Here is a 21,932-nt window from a genome sequence, read left to right as displayed (position 1 = left end):
AAGACGGAGGGCAAGAGTCGGATCGGGGCGAGCACACGAGAGCGACCGCGCGACCGCCCCTCGCCTCACCCCGCCTCGCGCTCCAGCAGACGCCGCTTGACGTCGGTCCCCCACGCGAATCCCCCCATCGTGCCGTCGCCGCGCAGAACGCGGTGGCAGGGCACGAAGAGGGCCGGAGCGTTGCGGGCGCAGATGGATGCCGCCGCACGCACGGCCGCGGGAGAGCCGAGCGCCGCGGCGAAGCCGGTGTAGGTCAGCGGCGCTCCCGGCGTGATGCGACGCAGGGCGTCCCACCCCGCTTGCTGAAGGGGCGTCCCGAACTGGCGGACCTCGACCGCGTCGATCGCGGTGAGCTCTCCGTCGTAGTACGCGCGTACCGCGTCGGCCGCGGCGGTGGTGCCTTCGACGACCTCGTCGGGCCGACGGTCCGGCCGAAGACGGGCGAGCACCGCCTCCGCGTCGGAGGTCCACCCCGAGACGAGGACGCGTCCGTCGGCGTCGACGAGGATCGCGAAGGGGCCGTCGGGCGTGTCGAGGAACTGCAGGGTCGAGGTGCTCATCGGCGGGGCTCGCTTTCGAGTGCGGTGGGGAGAGACGCGGAGGCGGTGGGGAGGGACGCGGATCGGCGGTGCGATCTCTCGGGGGCAGGCGGACGGCGGGTGACGGCTTTCCCGGGCCGTCGGACCGCGGCGGCCGCCGCCGTTTCGGCACCCGACAGCCGCCACGCCTGGGTGACAGGTGCGGCGTACCAGTAGTGAGCCATGGCGTAGCTGCGCCAGGGAGCCAGCCGCGCGGACCACTCCGTGAAGCCGGCCGGGTCGGACGGCAGGCCCAGGGCCGCCGCCCCCGCTCGCGCCGCGACGTCGCCGGGGAGGAGGACGTCGGGATCGCCGAGGACCCGCATGCGGACGTAGTCGGCCGTCCACGGGCCCACCCCGCGGAGGGCGAGGAGCCGCTCGCGCTGCTCGACGCCGTCATCGCCCGGTCCGAGCGTGAGAGAGCCGTCCGCCAGGGCTTCGGCGACGCCCACGATCGCCCGCATGCGGGCACCGGGACCGCGCAGCACCTCGAGTCCTCGATCGGCGATCGCCGCGGCATCCGGGAACAGGGTCAGCGGCTCGGGACCGATCGTGACCGACTCGCCGAGCTCGGCGGTCAGCCGCCCCTGCATCGTGCGGGCGGAGGCCACGCTGATCTGCTGGCCGATCATCGCGCGCAGGAGCATCTCGCCCGCGTCGATCGCGCCGGGGACGCGGACCCCGGGGATCGCCGCCACGGCGGCGGCGAGCTCGGGATGCCGGGACAGCTCGGTGTCGACGGCCAGCGGATCGGCGTCGAGATCGAAGAGGCGACGCACGCGCGCGATGAGCGTGCCCAGGTCGGCGAGGGCGGTGAGGCGCGCGCGCAGGCGCAGCCGGCCGTCGTCGGCGAGGCGCACCTCGAACCACCCGGGCCCGCCGGGCAGGCGCACGACCCGGGCGAAGGACCGGTCGTCTCCGACCTCGACGCCCGGGATCGCGTGGGCGCGCATCCACCCGAAGAGGCCCGTGGTGTCGATCGGTCCGCGGACGGGGAGGGCGAGATCGATCTCTCCCGCGGAGGCCTCCGCCCCGGACGCCCGCGAGCGCCGTGCGCGCAGTTCGCGCGGCGGCATGCCGAACACCTCTCCGATCGTCTCGGTGAACTGACGGATGCTGGAGAACCCGGCGGAGAAGGCGACATCGGCCGACGAGAGGTCGGTGCCGACCAGCAGCGCACGGGCGGTGTGCGCGCGATGCGCGCGAGCCAGGGCGAGAGGCCCCGCCCCGAGCTCGGTGGTGAGGACGCGCGTGAGGTGGCGCGGCGAGTACCCGAGCCGCCGCGCAAGGCCCGGCACCCCCTCGCGATCGACCACGCCGTCGGCGATCAGGCGCATGGCACGGGCGACGACGTCGCCGCGCACGTCCCACAGCGGCGACCCCGGGGCGGCCTCGGGCAGACACCTCTTGCATGCGCGATAGCCCGCTTCGTGCGCCGCGGCCGAGGTGGCGTAGAAGGTGACGTTCGCTTCTCTCGGCGTCCGTGCGGGGCAGCTCGGTCGGCAGTAGATGCCCGTCGACCGCACGGCCGTGACGAACTGCCCGTCGAAGCGCCGGTCGCGCGACTGGATCGCGCGGTAGCGCTCGGCGAAGCCCGGAGCGGTCGGAACGGGGAGGGTCATGGCATCCACCCTGCCACCGACCTCCGACATCGGCTGGCGGAAATCGGACACGAGCGTGGGGCTGAGCTCGAGCGTCCACGACACGCCGCATCCCCCGGCCCGACACGGCGTGCCGCGGACACTCGGCGAGCGACGACGCGGGGCCGGATGCCGATCCGTCAGGCGACCCGCGCGGTCTCGCGCAGGATTACCAGGCCGCCCCAGATCGTCAGGGCCAGCACCAGCACGACGAAGCCGAGGAACACCGGCACCAGCGGGAGGGCGAGGAGCGCGATGCCGACGGCCAGCGGCGGCACGGTCATCCCGGCGAAGGCGAGGAGGAAGACGCCCGAGGTGATCTCGCCGCGGGTACGGGGGTCGGCGAGCGACCCGGCCGTGGCGAGAGCGCCGCGGAAGAGCAGCCCGACGCCGGCTCCCGCGATGATGCCGCCGCTCACGAACAGGATGCCGGAGGTAGAGAGGTCCGCCGCGCCCAGCATGAGGAGCCCGGCGATCATCGCCACCAGCCCGAGGCGCAATTGGGTGCGAATGGAGCGGCCCGCGAACACGACCTGCGACACGGCGGCGGCACCGAAAACCGAGAACGACACCGCACCGGCGACGAGGTGATCCGTGACGCCGAGCCGCCCGGCCAGGAACGTCGGGGCCACCGAGCCGAAGAGCCCCGTGACCGCGAAGGCCGCGGTCCCGGCAGCCCAGTAGGCGCGCCGTCCGTCCGCGGGGATGCGGACCCGCTGCGGCCGGTACCGGAAGGAGCGGTCGACCTCGACCGTCTCGGGAACGAAGACGTAGGCGAGGCCGAGCGCGAGGAACCCGACGAAGAAGACGATGTACGGCAGCACGAGCGGCGCCGGGCTGAACTCGGCGAAGAGGCCCCCGATCAGCGGACCGAGGGCCAGGCCGCCCATGTTCGCGACACCCGCGACCGTGGCGGCGAAACCCGGGGATGCCGGATGTGACAGGCGCCGCAGATCGGCGAGATGCGCGGTGGCCGAGGCCGTCAGGAGTCCGATGCCGAGCCCGGCGACGAGGCGGGCGGCGACGACACTCGCGGCGTCGGCGCTCAGCACGAAAACCAGGGCCGCGACGATCTCGAGCACCGTGGCCGCGAGGATGAGCGGGCGACGACCGAGGCGATCACTGAGATGCCCGGCCAGGTACAGCGACACCATGACGCCGATCGAGTACGCGGCGAACATCACCGTGATGAGGAACGTGGGGAAGCCGTCGCGCGCCTGGTACAGCGCGTAGAGCGGCGTCGGCACCGTGTTGAAGGCCATGAGCGCGAGGAACGTGGCGGCCGTGACCCAGAACCCGGTCCGGTGCGAGAGACGCGCGGTGGTCGCCGGAACGGCCACCGGAACGACGATCGAGGAAGTCATGTGCTCAGGATGCCGCGGGCGTGACATCGAGGGAAACGAACGTTTTCGATGCTGATGATCGATCAGCTCTATCATTGCGCCATGGAGACGCGCCTGCTCGAATACCTCGTCACGGTCGCCGACGAGCGCAATGTCACGGCCGCCGCCGCCCGCCTGTTCGCCGCGCAGTCGACGGTGTCGGCGGGTCTCGCAAGCCTCGAGCGCGACCTGGGCGTGCGTCTGTTCGAGCGCTCCACGAAGGCTGTCCGCCCGACGCCCGCCGGCGAGGCGCTCCTCCCCCTCGCCCGCGCGCTGCTCGCCGATCTCGACGCGCTGCGGGGAGTGGCATCCGAGTCGGGGACCGGCGTCCGCGGCCTCGTGCGCATCGGCACCTTCGCCGGCCTGCGGGTCATCGACCTCCCGCGGATCCTCGCCCGCCTCCGTCGCACGCACCCGCTGGTCGATGTCCGGGTCACGGTCTCGGCCACCGGCTCGCGGGGGCTCTTCGACGACCTCGATCGCGACCGGCTGGATCTGGCGCTGACGGCTCTGCCCTCGGCATCCGGTGCCGTCTCGCGACCGCTCGGTTCTTTCCCCTACGTCGCCGTGCTGCCCGAGGCGCACCCGCTCGCCCTTGCCGACGGGCCGATCGCCCTCGCCGAACTCACAGGCGACGACTGGATCGACGTGCTCCCGGGATTCGGCAACCGCGTGCAGCTCGACGGCGAGCTGGAGCGCCGTCGGATGGCCCGGCACATCGTGGCCGAGGTCGGCGAACTGGCGACGGTCCCCGAGTACGTCGCCGCCGGGCTCGGAGTCGCGGTGATCCCCGACGTGGTGCCGACGACCGGATGCCGCGTCCGCCCGGTCGCGGACGACCTCCCGCCGTGGATCGTCTCGCTGACGGTCGCCGCCGCAGCCGTGCGCCGCCGGCACGTGCAGGCGGTGGTGGAGGCGATCCACGCGTCGGGGTGACCCCGGTGAGCGGATGCCACCGCGGCGCCGACCCACGCGAGGTCGACGCCGCGGTCAGGCACCGCCGGCGCTCAGCGCTCCGCGACCGCGAACCCGCCCGAGGGCAGGACCACCGTGATCTCGCCGTCGAACGACGCCGTGCGCAGAAGCACGCCGCGGGCGTCGTAGACGCGCACCGTCCCGCCGCCCGTGACGGTCGTCCGCTGCGCACCGGGCGCGCTCGACTGCACGAGCTCGCTGCGGCTTCCGGCGCCCTCGAGGACGAGGCGCGACACGAACGGCCGCACGATGAGTCCGTCGAGCATCAGATCGCCGCGCTGGGCGGTGACGTTCAGCTCCGTCCGGCGCTCGGACACGGGCGCGGTGAGAGCGCGCGGCAGCAGCGCACCCGGGGTCGGTGAGATGCTCTGCGCGGGGCCGGTGATCTTCAGTGCCCCGTTCCCGCGCCATCGCGAGAGCGACTGCTCCCCCGGCTGCGAGAACACGACCGGCTCGACCCAGCGCTTCGTGTCTGCGGAGCCGATGTCCCACGTCGCGCTCTGCCCGGGCTGCAGAGTGAGAGCGTCGCCCGACCAGCTCGACTCGCCCGTCCACGACGTCGGCGTCGACACGGTGCCGTCGGTGGAGCTGGCATCCTCCGCCTGGACGAACGTCAGGCCGACGCGGTCGGTGACGGACGTGAGGGCCGTCGCACGCGCGGCCACCTCGGGGTGCGCGTCGAGGGCGAGCGCGGTCAAGAGCCCGTGGATGGTCGACTCCGCGCCGCTGTTCCGGTTCACGGTCCCGTCGGGCTGCAGGCCGTCGAAGGTCACACCGGTCGACGGGTCGTACATCCGCGCTCCGGCATGGTTCGCGCCGAAGAACCACGCGGCTTGCAGTCCCGCGAGCTCGGCGAATGCCGATGATCCGGTCGTGTCGGCCAGCGCGAGCAGGGACTGCACACGCGAGTCCGCACCGTACGCGATCTGGACGCGATCGGTGGGGCTCGGGAACCAGCCGTTGTCCGGCCCTCCCGCTGTCAGCAGCGTGGTGGTGAAGCTGGTGGCATCCGTGATCGCCGGGGCGACGAGCGCATCGTCGCCGAAGAGGTCTCCCGCCTCGGCGAGGGCCGCGGGCATCTGCGAGCCCCACGCGTGCCACATCGCGGGCGACTGCGCCCACGGCAGGATCGCGCCGTACGGCCACTGACGGGTGTTCCCGGATGCCATCGCCGCGACGCCCTCGGCGAGCTGTCGCGCCGCGGTGGCCGAGGTGTCGTCACCGGCCCGGACGGCCGCGGTCAGTCCGAGGACGGCCTCGGCCGAGGCATCCGCCCCGTCGACGATGAGCCACGCGGGCACGCGCACGCCGTCGGCCTCGGTGTACTGGCCGTACTTCGACAGCACGTCGCGTTCGATCGCGCCGCGCGACAGGGCCAGCCGCTCCTTGAGGAAGGCGGCGAAGTCGGGGTCGTCGTCGACGAAGGCCGCATACCCCTCCCCCAGCGCCCAGACCGTGCGTGCCGTCCAATAGCTCGGGCCCGAGTCGGACGGGTCGGGCAGCTCGACGGGCTCGGCGGACGGGTTGAGCTCGCCGTCCGGCTGCATCCAGAGCACGACGTTGCCGGCCGAGGGTCCGTCCGTCGTCTGGTGGTACGCGACCGTCCGCAACAGCTCGTAGGCCTTGTGCCGGCTGTCTGCGTCGCCGGTCTGCTTCCAGTGCCGGAGGTAGACGACGGCGGCGCGGGTGTTGTCGTCGGCGTTGTACGCGCCCTGGCCCCAGTGACCGGTCGCGGCGTCGAGCGGACCTCCACCGACACGCTCGAAAGTGCCGCCGTCACGGGCATCGGCGTATGTCCACGGCGCGAGGAGGGTGGGCTCCTCGGCCTGACGGTAGGTCGAATGACCTTCGACGCCCGCGGGAGGGGTGGCCTCGTCGAGCAGGAAGTCGAGATGGGCGAGGTTCGTCAGCGGCGCGGCCGGGGCGGCCTCGGCCGTGGCGGTGGACGAGGTCGCGAGGGCCGACGCCGGGCCCGCCGTGATCGGCACCGCCAGGGCGACGGCTGCGAGGGCCGCCGTGATGCGCGCACTCCATCGTGCGTTCATGGGAGGGGGATCCTTTCGATGGGGGGGGTGTCCTTCCACCCGAACCCGAGCCGTCAGGGCGTCGAGCGCGGGCGGGGGTTCGGTCCGCACCGCGCCCGAGCCGTCACGGCGTCGGGCGCGGCGCGGGTCTCAGTCCGTGCGCTCGAGCAGGGCGACGCCGATCTTCGAGTCGGCCATGCCGTAGAACACGAAGTGGCGGCCGTCGATCTCCTCGATCGCGGTCGGGAAGACGACGTTGGGCACGATGCCGCTGCGCTCGTCGTCGGTCTCGGGGGCCAGCAGCGGCTCGGGCGTCCGCGCGATCACGCGGCGGGGGTCGTCGGCATCCAGGATCAGGGCTCCCGCCGCGTAGTTGACCTTCTGCTGCTGCGAGAACGCGCTGTCGATCACGCCGGTCACCCCGTGGTGCAGCACGAGCCACCCCTCGGGGATGCGCAGCGGCGGCGGGCCGCCACCGATCTTCACCTCTTCGAAGGGGAACTCCGGTCCCGCGACGAAGTGATGCTGCTCCCACAGCGCGAGGTTCGCGAGGTCCTCGCGGACGGATGCCACGGGCACGTAGCTGATCCAGATCGACTGCCGCTCGTCCTCGACGCCGGCCGGCACCCGCACGCCCTGTCCGGGCTTGGTCTCGCCGAGGTCCCACATCGGTCGGTGCAGCACGGCGAACGCCTCGCTGCCGTCGGGGGCCGTGACCGTCTCGGGGAAGAAGACCGTGTCCTTGTTGTGGAACAGGTTGAGGTCCATGTCGAGGTCGTCCTGGTACCGGAAGAGCACCGGGCCGAGCCGCCGCCAGTCCCGCAGGTCCTCGGAGACCGCGACGGCGGTGCGCGGGCCGAGCGGTCCGTAGGCGACGTACGTCATGACGTGCAGGCCCAGGGCCTCCACCCACGTCGTACGAGGGTCCTCGGTGCCGGCGTTGTCGGCGCCGCGCTCCCACCCGCGGTCGGGCTGGAGCACCACGCCCTCGCGTTCGACGGCGACGGGCACACCGTCCTCGACGACGACGCGGGCGAGGCCCACGCGCGAGACGTTGCCCTCGGCGACCAGGCGCGGCAGCAGGTACAGCTCGCCGTCCGGGCCGCGGCCCGAGGCCGGGTTGAGGACGCCCTCGGCTTCGTCGGCGTTCCCGGGCTCGGGGGTCATCACCACACCCACACGTGTGAGGCGGTAGGGGACGGGGGATTCGGGGGTCATTGTCATCCTTTCACTCCGGATCCGAGGTCGTTGGAGGTGAAGTAGCGCTGGAAGATCAGGAACAGCGCCACGGCGGGGGCGGCGAGCACGACGGCGCCGGCCATCATCGCGCCGAAGGGATTGGTCGTGGATGCCGCGATCGTGGAGATGAAGTTCGCGAGCGACACCGCGAGCGGCTGCATCGCGGCGTCCTTCGTGATGAGGAAGGGCCACAGGAACTCGTTCCACGGACCGATGAAGGTCAGCAGCACCGCGGTCAGCAGCGCCGGACGCACGAGCGGCAGCGCGACGCTCCACAGCAGCCGGAACTCATTGGCCCCGTCGATCCGGGCGGCGTCGAACAGCTCTCTGGGGAGCTGCAGGAAGTACTGCCGGAAGATCACGACCGCCGTGGAGTTGATGAAGAACGGCAGGATCATGCCGAGGTAGCTGTCGCTCAGCCCGTAGTCGCGGGCGATCATGACGTACAGCGGGATCATCAGCAGCTGGAACGGGATCACCTGAACCAGCAGCACGAGGGCGAACGTCGCAGACCGGCCGCGCCACTTCAGCACCGCGAGCGCGTACCCAGCGAGTACGCCGAACACGATGGTGCCGAGGATCACTCCCCCGGTGAAGATCCCCGAGTTGACGAGGCCCTTCAACAGGTTGATGCGTCCGTCGATCGCCGTGTAGTTCTCGAGCGTCAGGTTCGACGGGTGGGGGAACGCGCCCGCGATCGAGGTGTCGGGGTTCGTCTGCAGCGAGCCGACGACCATGTAGAAGAAGGGGAACAGGAACGCCAGGGCGCCGAGCGTCAGGACGCCGTAGGTCACGACCTTGGACCTCATGATTCCTCCCTTCCCACGAACCGGCGCTGGAGCGCCGCGATGATCAGCACGAAGACGATCAGCACCACCCCGATGGCCGCGGCGACGTCGGGGTTCTGCTGCTCGATGCCCTTCTGGTAGATCAGCAGCACGGGTGAGGTCGACGCTCCGTTGGGGCCGCCGCCGTTGGTGAGCAGGTACGGCTCGGTGAAGAGGTTCGCGCCCGTGATCGTGGCGAGCAGCACGACGAGGAACGTCGCCGGGCGCACGCCCGGGACGGTCACCGAGAAGAACTGCCGGAGGCGTCCGCCACCGTCGACCGCGACCGATTCATACAACTCGCGCTGCACGTTCTGGAGCGCCGCGAGGTAGAGCAGGATGTAGAACCCGAGCCCCTTCCACGTCACGAACAGCGCGATCGTCGGCATCGCCAGCGCCGAGTTGACCAGCCACGACGGGTTCGGCGCGAGCGGCCCGAGGGCGTTGTTGATCAGCCCGTCGTTCGAGAACAGGAAGAGCCACACCGCGACCACGGCGACGGATGCCGTGACGTAGGGCACGTAGAACGCGACCCGGAAGAACGCCCGGGCGCGCACGACGCGGTCCAGCGCCGTGGCCAGCACGATCGAGAGCACGACCGTCAGCGGGACGTTGATGAGCAGGAAGATCCCGACGTTGCCGAACGACCGCCATACGGCGGGATCGCTGAGCGCCGTGACGTAGTTGTCGAGGCCGACGAACGGCCGGTCGACGTTCGCGCCCGGGGCGGCGAAGAAGTAGTCGTGGAACGACATCCACACCGCGAACACGATCGGGTAGGCGAAGACGACCGCGATGAAGATCAGGTACGGAGCGGAGAACAGGATGCCGAGCGGCTGCGCCCCGAGGAGGCGGCGCCGCTTCTTCCCGGCATCCCCCGCTCCCCCCGCACGACCGGACCGGCCGGGGTCGCCCCCGGTCCGCCCGGGCCTGCGGGTGAGATCGACGGTCATGTCACTTCCCCGCCGCGAGCTGGTCGATCTGGGTCTGGGCGTTGGACAGGAAGGTGTTCACGTCCTCTTCGCCGAAGATGACCGACTTGGAGTACTCGTCACGGAACGCCTGCCAGATCTCGACCGAGCTGGTGACGTTCGGCACCTCGACGGTGCGCGCGGCCTGGTCGCCGAACTGCTGGTACGCCGGGTTGGCGCTGAAGTAGTCGGCGTACGTGGTGGTCAGGTCGGTGCGCAGCGGCATCTGCCCGGTCTCCTCGAGCCACTTCCCGTCCTGCTCCTGGCTGGTGGCGAACTTCAACACCTCCCACGCGGTGCCCTTGTTCTGGCACGCGGTGAACAGGCCGACGTTCTTCGCGTCGCTGAAGGTCCACGTCTGGTCGGCCGCAGTGCCCTTCTCCGTCGGCACGGGCACGGCACCCCAGTTGACCTTGTCCTTATAGACCGAAACGGCCCACGGCCCGACGATCGCCATCGCGGCCTTGCCGTCGGCGAACGCGTCGCCCTGGTACTGCTCGTTGCCGGCGAGCTTGTCGGCGTAGATGGTGCGCCAGAAGTTCGCGACGGCCTCACCGTCGGCGTCGTTGAAGGTGGCCTTGCCGTCCTCGACGAGCTGCTTCCCGCCGGTCTGCGCGGCGTACAGCGGGTAGAAGTCGAACCACGACTGGAAGAACTCGCTCGTGGGCGCCGGGTTGATGGCGTAGTCCGAGACGCCCGCCGCCTTCAGCTTCTGCGAGGTGGCGAGGAACTCGTCGTACGTCGACAGCTGCGGGTTCTCGGCGTCGAGGCCGGCCTTCGCGAACAGGTCCTTGTTGTAGAAGATCATGACCGGGTTGCTCTTCCACGGCAGCTGGTAGAAGCCGCCGTCGTCGGAGCGGTACTGGTCGGCGAGGTCGCCGCTGCGGTCTTTGATGTACTGCTCGCCGTCGGGGAAGTCCGACAGGTTCACGAGGCCGCCCTGGCGCTGGAACCCGGGCACCGCCGCGGGCGAGGTGTTGAACACCAGGCACGGGGCGTTGCCCGCGGTGATCGCCGCGCCGATGACCTCTTCGCTGGAAGACCCGGCGGGGATCTCCTGCGCGGTGATCTGCTCGTCGGGGTGGTCGGCGTTCCAGGCCTCCACCATCTGCTGGCCCCACGCGATCTCCGCGGCGTTGTTCGAGTACCAGATGGTGATGGGGCCCTTGGCATCCATCCCGGATGCTCCCCCGCCGCCTCCGCTGCACGCGGAGAGGGCGAGGATGCCGGTGGCGGCTACTGCTGTGGCGAGAATGCGTCGTCGCATGTCTTCCTCCTTGTGGGGCGGGCGGGGGCCCGCGGGTGTCAGCTTCGGGTCGGCGGCGCGGTGGAGTCGCGCACCTGCAGGCCGGGGTCGGCGAGGGCCAGCGCCTCGGGCTCTCCCCCCGCGATCGCCTGGAGCAGAGCGCGGGCCGCGGCCGCTCCCCAGCCCCGCGCGTCGGTGGAGACGCTCGTGAGGGCGGGGAAAAGGTGCCGGCCGAGTTCGGTGTCGTCGAACCCGGTGATCGAGAGGTCGCGGGGCACCGACAGGCCGCGGCGCTGCGCCGTGCCGAGCCCCGCGACAGCCATGTTGTCGTTCGAGTACACGATCGCCGTGGGCGGGACCTCGGCGTCGAGCAGGGCGGTGGTGGCCCGCGCCCCGTCAGCGGCGCTGAAGTCGGTCTCGACGACACGGACCCGGATGCCACGCGCCTGCGCCGCGGCTTCGAACGCCGCGGCGCGGTGGCGTCCGTGCAGCATCGCGAAGGGCCCCGCGACGTGGGCGATGTCGGTGTGGCCGAGGTCGGCGAGATGGTCGACGGCGAGGCGGATTCCGGCGCCGTCGTCGACCGAGACGGAGGTGAAGGGGCTGTCGACGTCGGGGACGCCGAGGGTGACGGCCGCGATGCCGAGGCTCGCGACGAGGTCGATCCGCGGATCGTCGGCCCGGAGGTCGGAGAGGATCACGCCGTCGACGCGACGGTCGGCCGCGAGTCCGCGGTAGGTCTCCTCCTCGTGGCGGCCGGGGGTGGCGGCCGCGAGCACGAGCACCTGGCCCGAGACGGAGAACTCGTCCTCGACGCCCGCGATGAACGACGGGAAGAACGGGTCGGCGGCGATGACGTCGGGGCTGCGGCCGATGACGAGGCCGCACGCGAAGGCTCGGCCGACGCTGAGCGACCGCGCTCGCAGGCTCGGGCTCCAGCCCATTTCGGCGGCGACGGAGAGGATGCGGTCACGCGTGTCGGGGGCCACGCCGGCGCGGCCGTTCAGCGCGAACGACACGAGGCCCTTGCTGACCCCGGCGCGCCGCGCAACGTCGGCGATCGTGGGTCGCGTCTCGTTCGTCATGGTGCACCTCGCTGTGGCATCCGTCGATCTAAACCGGTTCAGTGATGGTAAGCCTAAACCGGTTCAGGTCCGGCGTCAAGATCCGCGGTGGGAGCGTTCCTCGACGGGTCGACGTGCGGGTTCGGGGCGCGTTTCTCCGCGTGGGGCGTGAGATTCCCCGCCCCCAACGCCATTTCGCGCCCCGAACTCCGGCCGCCATCGGGGACGCGCGCAACCCCTCCCCGATGTCGGAGGCCCTCGATAGCGTGAGGACATGAGCGAACGCGAGTACGACCTGATCGTCATCGGAGCCGGCCCCGTCGGTGAGAACGTCGCCGACCGCGCGGTGCAGGCGGGGCTCACCGCCGTGATCGTCGAATCCGAGCTCGTCGGCGGCGAGTGCTCGTACTGGGCGTGCATGCCCTCGAAGGCGCTGCTGCGCAGCGGCGCCGCGCTCCGCGCCGCGCGCGACGTCGACGGCGCGAAGCAGGCCGTCACCGGCGACCTCGACGTCGCCGCTGTCCTTCGTCGCCGCGACACGATGACGAGCGACTGGAACGACTCCGGCCAGGTCGAGTGGCTGCAGGGCGCGGGCATCGACCTCGTTCGCGGGCACGGACGCCTCACCGGCGAGAAGACGGTCCAGGTCACCGCCGACGACGGCACGACGACCGACCTCGTCGCCCGCCACGCGGTCGCGGTGTGCACGGGTTCCGCCGCACTGCTCCCCGACATCCCGGGCCTCGCCGACATCGAACCGTGGACGAGCCGCGAGGCGACCGCGGTCCAGAGCGTCCCGGCCTCGCTCGCCATCCTCGGCGGCGGCGTCGTCGGTGCCGAGATGGCGACGGCGTTTGCGAGCCTCGGCGCCCAGGTCACGATCATCGCGCGCTCGGGGCTGCTGGGCGGCACCGAGCCGTTCGCCGGCGAGCTGGTCGCGGACTCCCTCCGCTCGCGCGGCGTCACGGTGAAGACGGGCGTGGATGCCACGGCCGCCCGCCGCGACGACGACGGCCGGCGTGTGCTCGAGCTGTCCGACGGCACCACCGTCACCGCCGACGAGCTTCTCGTCGCGACGGGCCGCGTCCCCCGCACGACCGACCTCGGCCTCGAGACCGTCGGGCTGGAAGAGGGGTCGTGGCTCGATGTCGACGACACGCTCCTCGTGCGCGGCTTCGACTGGCTGTACGCCGTCGGCGACGTCAACCACCGTGCGCTCCTCACCCACCAGGGCAAGTACCAGGCTCGCGCTGCCGGCGACGTCATCGCCGCGCGGGCGCAGGGTGGCGAGGTCGACGACGCCCCGTGGGGCGCTCACGTCGCCACCGCCGACCACGACGCCGTGCCACAGGTGACGTTCACCGATCCCGAGGTGGCATCCGTCGGTCTCACCGCCGCCAGCGCCGAGAAGCGCGGGCTGAACGTGAAGGTGCTCGACTACGACCTGGCACACGTCGCGGGCTCCAGCGAGCAGTCCGACGCGTACGTCGGCAAAGCGCGCGCGATCGTCGACCTCGACCGTGGCGTCCTCGTCGGCGCGACGTTCGTCGGCCCCGACATCGCGGAACTTCTGCACTCCGCGACGATCGCCGTCGTCGGCGAAGTCCCGATCAAGCGGCTCTGGCACGCCGTGCCCTCGTATCCCACGGTCAGCGAGGTCTGGCTCCGCCTGCTCGAGACGTTCGGTCGCGACTCCGCGTAATCTGGCGCAATGCCCCGTTCCGTCGCCCTCATCCGCGGGGTCGGTGGACCCACGGCCCTGAAGATGCCGCTGCTGCGCGAGGTGCTGGCATCCGCGGGTCTCGGTGAGGTCGAGACGCTGCAGGTGGCGGGGAACGTCGTGCTCGACGACGGTGGCCGCTCCTCCGACGAGATCGCCGGGACGGTTCGGGATGCGGTCCGTTCCGCGTTCGGCCACGACCTTCCGGTGATCGTTCGCTCGCACACCGAGCTGGCGGACGCGCATGCGCGGAATCCGTTCGCCGACGCCTCGGAGGGACGCTGGGTTCAGACGGTGTTCCTCGACGCCGCACCGGTTGTCGCGCTGGCGGTGCCCGATGGCATCCCCGAAGAGGCCGTGCTCGACGGCCGCGAGGTGTTCGTGCGGTATCCCGAGGGCATCGGCGGGTCGAAGCTGCAGGCCGGTTGGTTCGAGAAGCGCCTCGGCGTCACGGGTACCGCCCGCAACGCGAACACGATCGCGAAGCTCATCGCGCTGAGCGCCTGAGCCGCGCGACCCGCACCCGATCACAGCGCCCTTCGCCCCCGCGCCGAGGGCCGCATCCACGCCCAAGCGAGCGCCCGCACCCGCGCCGCTCGCGCTCGCACCGGCATCGGCGCCTTCCCCACCCATAAACGCGATCCACGCACATAAACACGAGCACCACGCGTTTATGCGAGCAAACAGCGTTTATGCCGCGGCATCCCGCCCCCGCGGCACCCACCGCACGCCGCACAAACACCGCCGCCCCCGCAACCGAAGTCGCGGGGGCGGCGGGAACAGTGCGGCTCAGTGGAAGAAGTGCCGCTCGCCCGTGAAGAACATCGTGACGCCGGCGGCTCGCGCGGCGTCGACGACCTCGGCATCCCGCACCGAACCGCCGGGCTGGATGATCGCCGAGATCCCGGCGTCGATCAGCACCTGCGGGCCGTCGGCGAAGGGGAAGAACGCATCGGATGCCGCGATCGAACCGTGAGCGCGGTCGCCGGCGCGCTCGACCGCGAGGCGGCACGAGTCGACGCGGTTGACCTGGCCCATGCCGATGCCCACGGTGGCCGAGCCCTGGGCGAGCACGATCGCGTTCGACTTCACGGCGCGGCACGCTTTCCACGCGAAGATGAGGCTCTCCATCTCGGCGGGGCGCTCGCCCGAGACGAGCTCCCAGTCCTTCGCGACCGACTCGATGTCGTCGGGGAAGCGGTCGGCATCCTGCAGCAGCAGGCCGCCCGAGACGAGGCGCACGTCCATGCGCTCCTGCTGCCAGTCGGTGGGCAGCTGCAGCACGCGGAGGTTCTTCTTGAGCTTGAACACCTCGAGCGCCTCGGGCTCGAAGTCGGGCGCGATGATCACCTCGGTGAAGATGTCGCGCAGGTTCTCCGCCATCTTGAGCGTCACCGTGCGGTTGGCCGCGATCACGCCGCCGAACGCCGAGACGGGGTCGCACTCGTGCGCGCGCAGGTGTGCCGAGGCGATGGGGTCGAGGGCGTTCGGGGCGGCGACAGCGATGCCGCAGGGGTTCGCGTGCTTGATGATCGCGACGGCCGGCTTGACCATGTCGAAGGCGGCGCGCAGGGCGGCGTCGGCGTCGACGTAGTTGTTGTACGACATCTCCTTGCCCTGCAGCTGTGTCGCCTGGGCGATGCCGTGACCGCCGACGCGCGTGTAGATCGCGGCGCGCTGGTGCGAGTTCTCGCCGTAACGCAGCGTCGAGAGGCGCTCGGCCTGGATCGTCAGGTGCGCCGGGAGGTCGATGTCGTCGCCGAGCGTCCCCTCGGCGAACCACGTCGACACCGCCGTGTCGTAGGCGGCGGTGTGCGAGAACGCGCGCGCGGCAAGCTCGCGACGCTGCACCAGCGAGGTCCCGCCGTCGCTCTGCAGGGCCGAGATGATCGCGGGGTACGACTCGGGCGACACGACGATCGCGACGTTCGCGTGGTTCTTCGCCGAGGCGCGCACCATCGCGGGGCCGCCGATGTCGATCTGCTCCACGACGTCGTCGCCCTCGGCTCCGGATGCCACGGTCTCGACGAACGGGTACAGGTTCACGACGACGAGCTCGAACGGCAGGATGCCGAGCTCGTCGAGCTGCGCTTCGTGGCCCTCCAAGCGCAGGTCGGCGAGGAGTCCCGCGTGCACGTTCGGGTGCAGGGTCTTCACGCGACCGTCGAGCGACTCGGGGAAGCCGGTCACCGCCGAGACGTCGGTGACGTCGTAACCGGCCTCGCGCAGCAGCGTCGCCGAGCCGCCGGTCGAGACGATCTCGACCCCGGCCGCCGCGAGAGCGGCCCCGAGCTCGAGAAGGCCGGTCTTGTCGCTCACCGACACCAGCGCGCGGCGGATCGGAACGATGTCGCGGGGACGGTAGTCGGCGGGGTCGTGGCGGGGTCCGGCCATGGCTGCGGCTCCTGTGTCTCGTGCGGTTCGAAGAGCGGGCGACCGCCCGCGGGGATCAGGGGGTGCGGGATGCCGCGGCGGCGAGGTCGAGCTCGCCCTCGGCGATACGGCGGACGACGTCGATCAGCAGACGTCGCTCGACGGGCTTGATGCGCTCGTGCAGGGCGGCTTCGTCGTCGCCGGGGAGGACCGGGATGCGTTCCTGGGCGAGGATCGGCCCGGTGTCGACGCCGGAGTCCACGACGATGACGCTGGCGCCCGTCTGGTCCACGCCCGCGGCGAGAGCGTCGCGAACACCGTGAGCGCCCGGGAACTCGGGCAGGTACGCGGGGTGCGTGTTGATGATGCGCGGTTCCCACGCGGCGACGAGGTCGGCGGGCAGCAGACGCATCATCCCGCTCAGCACGACGAGGTCGGGGTTCCACACCGCCAACTGCGCTCCGAGCTCGGCGCCCCACTCCTCGCGCGTCGCGAAAGCGCCGAAGGGAACGAGGAACGTGGGGATGCCGAAGTGCTCGGCGTGCGCGAAGCCGTCGGCCTCGCGATCCGCACCGACCGCGACCACGCGCGCCGGGAAGTCGGGGGCGGCAGCCGCCTCGAGCAGGGCGCGGAGGTTGGAGCCGGTGCCGGAGATGAGAACGGCGACCGTGAGCACGGAGGCCAGTCTACGCAGGTGCGTCCGGGCCCGCCGAGCGCGTGACGCTCAGCCCCGACCCGCCGAACCGTCGTCGTCGGGCTTCGCCCACGCCGCGCGGATGCGCGCGCGCACCTCGTCGTCGCTGAGCTCGCCCGCCGGGTCCGTCTCGCCGGGGGCGCGATACGAACTCGGCCAGACGTCGTGGGCGATTCCCGTGCCGGGCGCCGACACGGTGGGGGCGGGCCCGGTGGCGTGCTCGTCGCGGTCGAACGGTGCGTGCGCGCGCGGGCTGAACGAGAACGCGGGCACCTCGTCGCGCGCCTCGTCCTGCAGGCGCAGCGTGACCTCGTCGGCGGCCGTCGGACCGAAGCGCGGGCTCAGCAGCAGGATCGCGAGGCCGACCAGCACCTCGAGACAGAGGGCGAGGGCGAGCGGGCCCGGCTCCGGGCCCGTGTGGGCCAGACGCCCGGGACCGATCGCTCCCGTCGACGCCACCGCGATGAGCGCACCCACCCCGCCGGTGAGCGCCGCGACGACGATCGCGAGGACCAGACGCGGGCCGACCGGTTCGGGGTCGGTGGTCAGTGGCATCCGGGATCGAAGGATCCACCCGGTCAAGGCGCCAATACCGACGGGGAGCAGCACCAGCAGGAGCAGCCACGGCGAGGTCGTGTCGGGGATCGCCCCGAGCACCGGGATGCCGGGGAGTGCGCCGACCTGCGTGGCTGCGGGGGTGACGGCGGTGTCGGTGCCGACCGCGAACCCCGGACCTGCGATGAACGCCACCGCCCACAGGACGAGCGTCGGGAGGTACATGAGCTGGCAGAGCGCGATGACGGTGGCGCCGATGGCATCCGCGTTGCTCGCCTGGTAGATGCCGATGACCTGGGTCGAGCGGGCGATGAGTCCCGCGACGACGACGACCCCGCCGGCACCGACGAGTCCCAGCGTCGTGAGGGCGAGGCCCCGCAGAGCGAGCGGCGGCACGCTCCCCCATGCTCCCGGCAGGCGCGCCAGCTGACCGCGCAGCGCGTCGATCGGCCCGTCGTCGCCGACGCGCCAGGCCCCGACCACGGCGCCGAGGAGGGAAGGAACGAAGAACAGCAGCGAGGGCAGCAGGATCGCCAGCCAGGTCTCGGATGCCACGAGCGCGGCGTTGCCGGTCAACGCGACGACACTCGCGATCGCGGCGAAGACCAGCGAGCCCGAGAGCCATCCCGTGATCCCGGCCCCGGCTTCCGCGGCGCGAACGCCCGAGCGCGCGGCGAAGAGCGCGGTGAACGCGGCGAACGCCAGCGGAGCGAGCGACAGGGTGAAGCTCGCGAGCGAGGGGTCGATGCCGGTGGCAGCGAGGTAGGTGTCGGGGAGGGTCACCGCGAGCGGCACGAGGTGCCCGAGGTGCCAGATGGCGGCCGTTGCGGGCCACAGCGCACTCCAGTCGGGGCTGCCGAGACCGGCCACCCAGAGCAGGGCGAGCGGGGCGAGCACGACGGCGATACCGCCCGCGGCGGCCAGGACGGCGTCGAGAGCGGCCAGAAGGGCGACGAGAAGGCGATGCATGGGCGTGAGAGACCCTACCCGCGCTCCCCCAGCGCTCCCCTCAGGCGCGGCGGCGAGCGCCCGAGACGAGGTCGCGCAAGGTTCCGAGCAGGCGGCGCCGAGAGGGCCTTGACCCCGTCGAAGGGTCCGCCCCCGGCGCCCGACCGGAGGCTTCGACAGGTTCAGCCACCTCCGCCGTCGCAGCGCTGCGCGCCGTCGCCCACCGCTCCCACACCACGGTCGCCAACCGCGGGTCAGCACCGATCGGAGCGGTGGTGAGATCCGCGTCCGCTTTCTCGATCACACGCGAGAAATGCCCCGGCGCGAGGACGTAGCTCGCCGCGACGGTGCGGCGACCGGCCTCGCGCGCCTCGTTCACGGCATCCGGGATCCGGGGTTCGGATGCCGCGGCGTACGCCGTCACGACGGGACCGGCGATGCCGGCCTCCGTCATCAGCTCGGCCATACGCTCGACGTCCACGACCGCGCCGGGGCGTGTGGAGCCCGCGGCGGCGAGCACCACGGTATCGTCCGCGCGGGCACCGATCGCGCGGACGCGGTCCACGAGGATCTCGGCGAGCACGGGGTGCGGGCCGAGCGCGGGAGCCACGGGAAGCCCGTCCGCCGCCTCCACGAGGTCGACCTCGGTGTGATAGCCCGTCGACAGCAGCAGCGGCACGATGACGATGTCGTCCGTGCGCTCGCGCGCTGCCGCGACGACGTCCGTGACGTAGGGCCCGTGCACGTCGACGTAGGCCTCGTGCACCTCGACGCCCGCGGGCGCGGTCTCGCGCAGCACCTCGAGCAGTTCGCGCACGACGACGCGCCCCTCCTCGAATCTCGTGCCGTGCGCACAGGCGATGAGTACAGCGGTCATGCGTCCTCCTCGTCGATCACGTCGAGCCGGTAGCCGCGCTTGTACACGGTGCGGATGAGGTCGAGCCCGCCCAGCGCCTCGCGCGTACGGGCGACAGCGACCTCGACGGCGTGCCCGCTCGACTCCGCGCTCGACAGCGCCGCGATGAGGTCGGCGCGCGAGACCACCGCCCCGGGCTGGCGGCCGAGCGCGCGCAGGATCTCGACGCCCGTGCGGGGCAGGGGCGTGAAGACGCCGTCGAGCACGATCCCGGACGACCGGATGCCGAGGCGCCCCGCCGTGGTGGGGATGAGCGGAGCGTCCGCCCCGCCGTAGTACGTGACGACCGCGCGCACGAGGGCTCCGAGTCGACCGCGGTCGGGGATGAGCGGGGGGATCCCCGCCTCGATCAGGGGGCCGGCGGTGATGGGGCCGACGGCGGCGACCAGGACGTGCCCGCGGGCGGCACGGGATGCCACCCCGTCGAGCGCGTCGGCCCGCTCGGCCGCGAGGATCCATTCGCGTGCCGCGGGAGCCGAGGTGAACAGGACGGCGTCGATCTCTCCGCGCGCGACCTGCTGCGTCGACGCCGCGACGACCTCGGGATCGGGCGGCGGACCCCAGCGGTAGATGGTGAGGCTCGTCACACGCGCCCCCGCGGCTTCGAAGGCCTCGTCGAGGCCGTCGGCCCCCGAGCCGTGATGCTGGACCGCGACGTGCAGCCCCTCGATCCCCTCGGCGACGAGGAAGTCGCGCAGCTCAGCCGCCGTCTCGCTCTCGGCGACCCAGTCGGCCTCGAATCCCGCCTGCTGGATCGCGCCGCGGGCCTTGGGTCCGCGCGCGACGATCCGCGCGGCGTCGAGCACCGGGGCGAGAGCGTCGTGGAGTCCCGCCTCGTCCGCCGTCTCCATCCACGCACGGAAGCCCACGCCCGTCGTGGCGACGACGACGTCCGGCGGGTCGTCGACCAGGCTGCGGGTCTGCGCGATGAGCTCCTCGTCGTCGACGTGCGGGACGATCGTGAGCGCGGGCGCCACGCGCACCCGGGCGCCGTGGCGTTCGAGCGCGGCGGACAGCTCCCCCGACCGCCGGTCGACGGGAAGCAGCACGGTGCATCCCTGGAGCACCGTGCTGATCGTCCGCGCGGGTGTGGTCACCCGATCCCCTCGCTCTGGGCGACCGCCACCGGGAGCAGCAGGTCGGGCCGGGCGACCTCGCCGAACACGAGGACCGCGGGGTTGGCGAGACGGTGGGTCTCGGCATCCTGGATCGCCGTGGCGAGCGTCGTGCGGATCGTGCGCTGGGCGGGCGTGTGGCCGTTCTCAACGAAGGCGACGGGGCGGTCCTCGGGAGCGCCCGCGGCGCGGGCCGCCGCGACGAACCGCGGCAGGGCGCTCACCCCCATGAGGGCGACGACGGTGGCGGTGTCGTCGCGGAGCGCCGCGAGGGTCGCTTCGCTCGGGGACTCCTGACCGTTCACAACGTGCAGGGTACCGGCCACGCCGCGATGGGTCACGGGGATTCCCGCGGCGGACGGGACGGCGATCGAGCTGGAGATCCCCGGGACGACCTCGACGGGGATGCCGGCCGCCCGGCACGCGATGACCTCTTCACCGCCGCGTCCGTAGACGAACGGGTCGCCGCCCTTGAGGCGCACGACGCGCAGGCCCTTCGCGGCGCGGTCGACGAGGATCGCGTTGATCTCGTCCTGCGGGACCGGGTGGTGCTGCGGGCGCTTGCCCACGTCGATGAGCTCGACGTCGTCGCCGATCTCGGCGAGCACCCCGGTGGGGCCGAGGCGGTCGTGCACGACGACGTCGGCCTCGGCCAGCAGCGCGCGGGCGCGCACGGTCATCAGGTCGACCGGGCCAGGACCGCCGCCGACGAGCGCCACGCTCCCCACGAGCGGGCGACGTCGGCGGCGGAGCGGAAGGGCGCCTTCGGCGAGGCGCTGGGCGATGGCGTCGCGCACGGCGACGGTGCGGCGCGGATCGACACCCGCGGTCGAGACGACGCCGACCATGACGTCGCCGCTCGTCGTCTCGGCGGCGAGGCGCGCGGTGCCCTTGCCCCCGTGTCCGGCGTTGACGCACCACACGCGGCGCGCCTCGGCCGCGGCGACGACGGACGCGTCCACGGATGCCGAACCCGTGGCCGTGTGGCAGAACCAGGCGTCGTCGAGGTCCGCGGCCGCAAACGGGCGCGCGTGCCACTCGATGTCGCCGGAAGCGGCGAGCGCGGTCAGCCCGTCGGTCGCGACCGGCGCGACGAGGCGCACCCGGGCGCCCGCGGCGCGGAGCCGGGCGATCCGCCGCTCGGCGACGGTGCCTCCGCCGACGCACACGACGAGGCGATCGGTGAGGTCGAGTCCTGCGAGAGCGATCATCGGGGGTCCTTTCCTGCGCCGACGGAATCATCCGCGGGGGCGAGCTTGACGAACACGACGCCGTCGGTCACCGCGACCGGGTGCACCCGGACGCTCAACGGTTCCTTGCCCTGCGTGTCGAGGCACGCGCCGGTGCGCAGGTCGAAGACCTGCTTGTACATGGGCGATGCCACGGTGGGCACTCCCCCGCGGTCGCCGACGATCCCGCGCGACAGGATCGCCGCCCCGCTGAACGGGTCGATCTGGTCGGTCGCGAAGAGTCGGCCGTCGTAGGTGCGGAACAGCGCGATCTGGCGCCCGTCGACGAGGGCGGCCGCCCCGCGCTCGACGAGCAGGTCGTCGACGCGGCAGATGCGGGTCCAACCGGGGACGGATGCCGCGGGCGCGGGCACGGCGGTCGCCTCGGGCGTTGCGGCGGCGGGGGTCTCGGCATCCGGAGTCATGGCATCCGTCC

Annotated in this window: 19 protein-coding genes; 3 read left to right on the top strand and 16 right to left on the bottom strand. The window is 72.2% G+C overall.

Annotation, left to right across the window (positions count from 1 at the left end; all coding sequences use genetic code 11):
• Positions 1 to 65 precede the first annotated feature (65 nt).
• From NS283_RS08495 to NS283_RS08485, 3 genes are all read right to left on the bottom strand, one after another.
• On the bottom strand, positions 66 to 560 hold the full coding sequence (locus NS283_RS08495) for a methylated-DNA--[protein]-cysteine S-methyltransferase (RefSeq protein WP_058596426.1): 495 nt from the start codon (positions 558 to 560) through the stop codon (positions 66 to 68).
• Positions 557 to 2,200: an AlkA N-terminal domain-containing protein gene (locus tag NS283_RS08490; RefSeq protein ID WP_058596437.1), complete on the bottom strand. Its 1,644-nt coding sequence runs from the start codon at positions 2,198 to 2,200 to the stop codon at positions 557 to 559. Before NS283_RS08490 ends, NS283_RS08495 begins: the two co-directional genes overlap by 4 nt.
• Positions 2,201 to 2,358: 158 nt before the next feature.
• Positions 2,359 to 3,582 carry an MFS transporter gene (locus tag NS283_RS08485; RefSeq protein WP_058596425.1) on the bottom strand — a complete coding sequence of 408 codons (1,224 nt, stop codon included), beginning with the start codon at positions 3,580 to 3,582 and terminating at the stop codon, positions 2,359 to 2,361.
• Positions 3,583 to 3,663: 81 nt separating this feature from the next.
• On the opposite strand from NS283_RS08485, the gene NS283_RS08480 reads away from it, so the two are divergent.
• Positions 3,664 to 4,536, top strand: a complete 873-nt coding sequence (locus NS283_RS08480) for a LysR family transcriptional regulator (protein WP_193752652.1) — start codon at positions 3,664 to 3,666, stop codon at positions 4,534 to 4,536.
• A gap of 71 nt (positions 4,537 to 4,607) precedes the next feature.
• On the opposite strand, the gene NS283_RS08475 is transcribed toward NS283_RS08480, so the two are convergent.
• The 6 genes from NS283_RS08475 to NS283_RS08450 form a co-directional block, all read right to left on the bottom strand.
• Positions 4,608 to 6,620 carry a hypothetical protein gene (locus NS283_RS08475; RefSeq protein ID WP_058596423.1) on the bottom strand — a complete coding sequence of 671 codons (2,013 nt, stop codon included), beginning with the start codon at positions 6,618 to 6,620 and terminating at the stop codon, positions 4,608 to 4,610.
• 129 nt (positions 6,621 to 6,749) lie between these two features.
• Complete coding sequence (locus tag NS283_RS08470) at positions 6,750 to 7,817, bottom strand: glycoside hydrolase family 130 protein (RefSeq protein ID WP_058596422.1); 1,068 nt, start codon at positions 7,815 to 7,817, stop codon at positions 6,750 to 6,752.
• 2 nt (positions 7,818 to 7,819) lie between these two features.
• The gene (locus NS283_RS08465; protein ID WP_058596421.1) at positions 7,820 to 8,647 is read right to left on the bottom strand and encodes a carbohydrate ABC transporter permease; all 828 of its coding nucleotides are present in this window, start codon (positions 8,645 to 8,647) and stop codon (positions 7,820 to 7,822) included.
• Complete coding sequence (locus tag NS283_RS08460; protein ID WP_058596420.1) at positions 8,644 to 9,618, bottom strand: carbohydrate ABC transporter permease; 975 nt, start codon at positions 9,616 to 9,618, stop codon at positions 8,644 to 8,646. The genes NS283_RS08465 and NS283_RS08460 overlap by 4 nt, the downstream gene beginning before the upstream one ends.
• Before the next feature lies 1 nt (position 9,619).
• The gene (locus tag NS283_RS08455) at positions 9,620 to 10,903 is read right to left on the bottom strand and encodes an extracellular solute-binding protein (protein ID WP_058596419.1); all 1,284 of its coding nucleotides are present in this window, start codon (positions 10,901 to 10,903) and stop codon (positions 9,620 to 9,622) included.
• A gap of 38 nt (positions 10,904 to 10,941) precedes the next feature.
• The gene (locus NS283_RS08450) at positions 10,942 to 11,967 is read right to left on the bottom strand and encodes a LacI family DNA-binding transcriptional regulator (RefSeq protein ID WP_058596418.1); all 1,026 of its coding nucleotides are present in this window, start codon (positions 11,965 to 11,967) and stop codon (positions 10,942 to 10,944) included.
• Positions 11,968 to 12,220: 253 nt separating this feature from the next.
• Between NS283_RS08450 and NS283_RS08445 the strand changes: the two genes are divergently transcribed.
• Together NS283_RS08445 and NS283_RS08440 are read left to right on the top strand one after the other, a co-directional pair.
• Positions 12,221 to 13,648, top strand: a complete 1,428-nt coding sequence (locus NS283_RS08445; RefSeq protein WP_058596417.1) for a dihydrolipoyl dehydrogenase family protein — start codon at positions 12,221 to 12,223, stop codon at positions 13,646 to 13,648.
• Positions 13,649 to 13,657: 9 nt separating this feature from the next.
• A complete protein-coding gene (locus tag NS283_RS08440) occupies positions 13,658 to 14,173 on the top strand; it encodes a DUF1697 domain-containing protein (RefSeq protein WP_058596416.1) in 516 nt (171 codons plus the stop codon).
• Positions 14,174 to 14,455: 282 nt separating this feature from the next.
• On the opposite strand, the gene purH is transcribed toward NS283_RS08440, so the two are convergent.
• From purH to nirD, 7 genes are read right to left on the bottom strand one after another with little or no spacing between them, the layout of a single operon-like run.
• Positions 14,456 to 16,060, bottom strand: coding sequence for a bifunctional phosphoribosylaminoimidazolecarboxamide formyltransferase/IMP cyclohydrolase (gene purH / locus NS283_RS08435; RefSeq protein ID WP_058596415.1), 1,605 nt, complete (start codon positions 16,058 to 16,060; stop codon positions 14,456 to 14,458).
• Positions 16,061 to 16,115: 55 nt separating this feature from the next.
• Positions 16,116 to 16,715, bottom strand: a complete 600-nt coding sequence (purN, locus tag NS283_RS08430; protein WP_058596414.1) for a phosphoribosylglycinamide formyltransferase — start codon at positions 16,713 to 16,715, stop codon at positions 16,116 to 16,118.
• Between the two features lie 48 nt (positions 16,716 to 16,763).
• Positions 16,764 to 18,257 (bottom strand): cell division protein PerM, encoded by a 1,494-nt coding sequence (locus NS283_RS08425; RefSeq protein WP_058596413.1) that lies wholly within the window; start codon positions 18,255 to 18,257, stop codon positions 16,764 to 16,766.
• 40 nt (positions 18,258 to 18,297) lie between these two features.
• Complete coding sequence (locus NS283_RS08420; RefSeq protein WP_081317334.1) at positions 18,298 to 19,113, bottom strand: sirohydrochlorin chelatase; 816 nt, start codon at positions 19,111 to 19,113, stop codon at positions 18,298 to 18,300.
• Positions 19,110 to 20,249 carry a uroporphyrinogen-III synthase gene (locus tag NS283_RS08415; RefSeq protein ID WP_058596412.1) on the bottom strand — a complete coding sequence of 380 codons (1,140 nt, stop codon included), beginning with the start codon at positions 20,247 to 20,249 and terminating at the stop codon, positions 19,110 to 19,112. The genes NS283_RS08420 and NS283_RS08415 overlap by 4 nt, the downstream gene beginning before the upstream one ends.
• On the bottom strand, positions 20,246 to 21,478 hold the full coding sequence (gene cobA / locus NS283_RS08410; RefSeq protein WP_058596411.1) for a uroporphyrinogen-III C-methyltransferase: 1,233 nt from the start codon (positions 21,476 to 21,478) through the stop codon (positions 20,246 to 20,248). The genes NS283_RS08415 and cobA overlap by 4 nt, the downstream gene beginning before the upstream one ends.
• Positions 21,475 to 21,921 (bottom strand): nitrite reductase small subunit NirD, encoded by a 447-nt coding sequence (gene nirD, locus NS283_RS08405; RefSeq protein WP_081317336.1) that lies wholly within the window; start codon positions 21,919 to 21,921, stop codon positions 21,475 to 21,477. The genes cobA and nirD overlap by 4 nt, the downstream gene beginning before the upstream one ends.
• Positions 21,922 to 21,932 lie beyond the last annotated feature (11 nt).

This window comes from Microbacterium testaceum, from assembly GCF_001476285.1.
Classification (GTDB): Bacteria; Actinomycetota; Actinomycetes; order Actinomycetales; family Microbacteriaceae; genus Microbacterium; species Microbacterium testaceum_B.
The sequence above is the reverse complement of the archived record's forward strand: the minus strand, read 5'-3'. Positions and strand labels throughout refer to the sequence as shown.

Coding starts and splice junctions, on each gene's coding strand:
- purH (WP_058596415.1), bottom strand. CDS start 16,060: ATGGCCGGACCCCGCCACGACCCCGCCGACTACCGTCCCCGCGACATC.
- NS283_RS08450 (WP_058596418.1), bottom strand. CDS start 11,967: ATGACGAACGAGACGCGACCCACGATCGCCGACGTTGCGCGGCGCGCC.
- NS283_RS08420 (WP_081317334.1), bottom strand. CDS start 19,113: ATGACCGCTGTACTCATCGCCTGTGCGCACGGCACGAGATTCGAGGAG.
- NS283_RS08460 (WP_058596420.1), bottom strand. CDS start 9,618: ATGACCGTCGATCTCACCCGCAGGCCCGGGCGGACCGGGGGCGACCCC.
- NS283_RS08455 (WP_058596419.1), bottom strand. CDS start 10,903: ATGCGACGACGCATTCTCGCCACAGCAGTAGCCGCCACCGGCATCCTC.
- NS283_RS08445 (WP_058596417.1), top strand. CDS start 12,221: ATGAGCGAACGCGAGTACGACCTGATCGTCATCGGAGCCGGCCCCGTC.
- NS283_RS08475 (WP_058596423.1), bottom strand. CDS start 6,620: ATGAACGCACGATGGAGTGCGCGCATCACGGCGGCCCTCGCAGCCGTC.
- cobA (WP_058596411.1), bottom strand. CDS start 21,478: ATGATCGCTCTCGCAGGACTCGACCTCACCGATCGCCTCGTCGTGTGC.
- NS283_RS08495 (WP_058596426.1), bottom strand. CDS start 560: ATGAGCACCTCGACCCTGCAGTTCCTCGACACGCCCGACGGCCCCTTC.
- NS283_RS08425 (WP_058596413.1), bottom strand. CDS start 18,257: ATGCATCGCCTTCTCGTCGCCCTTCTGGCCGCTCTCGACGCCGTCCTG.
- NS283_RS08490 (WP_058596437.1), bottom strand. CDS start 2,200: ATGACCCTCCCCGTTCCGACCGCTCCGGGCTTCGCCGAGCGCTACCGC.
- NS283_RS08440 (WP_058596416.1), top strand. CDS start 13,658: ATGCCCCGTTCCGTCGCCCTCATCCGCGGGGTCGGTGGACCCACGGCC.
- nirD (WP_081317336.1), bottom strand. CDS start 21,921: ATGACTCCGGATGCCGAGACCCCCGCCGCCGCAACGCCCGAGGCGACC.
- NS283_RS08480 (WP_193752652.1), top strand. CDS start 3,664: ATGGAGACGCGCCTGCTCGAATACCTCGTCACGGTCGCCGACGAGCGC.
- NS283_RS08465 (WP_058596421.1), bottom strand. CDS start 8,647: ATGAGGTCCAAGGTCGTGACCTACGGCGTCCTGACGCTCGGCGCCCTG.
- NS283_RS08470 (WP_058596422.1), bottom strand. CDS start 7,817: ATGACCCCCGAATCCCCCGTCCCCTACCGCCTCACACGTGTGGGTGTG.
- NS283_RS08485 (WP_058596425.1), bottom strand. CDS start 3,582: ATGACTTCCTCGATCGTCGTTCCGGTGGCCGTTCCGGCGACCACCGCG.